Origin of the sequence: Formosa undariae (genome assembly GCF_042427615.1) — a bacterium.
Classification (GTDB): Bacteria; Bacteroidota; Bacteroidia; order Flavobacteriales; family Flavobacteriaceae; genus Formosa; species Formosa undariae.
In genome coordinates this window covers 1-967 of record NZ_JBHMEZ010000018.1, presented here as the reverse complement: position 1 = coordinate 967, position 967 = coordinate 1, and the positions used below count along the sequence as shown (strand labels likewise).

General features: G+C 31.2%; 1 protein-coding gene. It reads left to right on the top strand.

Going from position 1 to position 967, the window contains the following annotated elements; translation table 11 throughout:
• The first annotated feature begins 317 nt into the window (after window positions 1–317).
• Window positions 318–851, top strand: coding sequence for a hypothetical protein (locus ACFFVB_RS16055; RefSeq protein WP_382384246.1), 534 nt, complete (start codon window positions 318–320; stop codon window positions 849–851).
• Window positions 852–967 lie beyond the last annotated feature (116 nt).

Below are 967 nucleotides of genomic sequence, written 5' to 3'. Positions count from 1 at the left end.
GTAGTCTCTGCGTATAAATTAACCTTATTCCTCTCTTTTGTGCTTTCTTTTTATAGGTCTTAATTTAGTGCTTTTTATTAAAATGCTAACTTAAGCCGTATAAAATTAATTGCTAGTTCTAGCCAATTTACGAAAGTCCTCGCGGACTTTCTATCTGTGATTTATTTACTAACTTTAGTGCTTAAAACACGCAACTAATCTTATAAAACAACGTTACCCACCATTTGAAAAAAAATTCGTATATACAATTTAAAATACCGAAAAGCGAGCAGAAAACTCAAGCTGACGGAATAATAAAACGGAATTTTAAAAAAGCCGTGATTGGAATTTTAAGTACAATAATTCCAAAAGCAAATCCTAATTTCGAAAATAAAATTGACCTCATAGAAACGTGGATTGTTGAATTGGACAACGAAACCGGAATTCCAGAACGTGAAATCGGAATGGATAAAAATGGCCAAATAATTGTAAAAATGCCATTTAATAATAATTATGGCTATTGGACAGATAACAACTTATTATTGGCGGACTTTAAAAATCATTTTGAGACTTCAGAAATCAGTCAAGATAGTTTTGAAAATTATTGGAGTTTATTTGAAAAGACAGAAGACTTTGAAACCGAATTAACAGACTTTAAAATTCAGTCGACTGAAGCTGATGGCGGACATCATTACTTAATGGCAAGAGTTGATTACAACGGACAGAAACGAGATTTAATTGCTTATTTTACTAACAAAACGGACGAGCATAAAATTAAGGAATTAAATAAAGTCAAAATACGTGGAAAAATAGTTGATGATGGACTTGAACAATCATTGTCGCTATTCGAAACGAAATTACTGAACGGATAAAAAACGGTGGGTAACAAAGTACTGTGGTAAAAAACAAGTAAAAACTCATTAATTTCCTACTAAAACACTTCTATAATTATTATCATAGGTTAATCCTGATTTGGCTATGGCAAAAG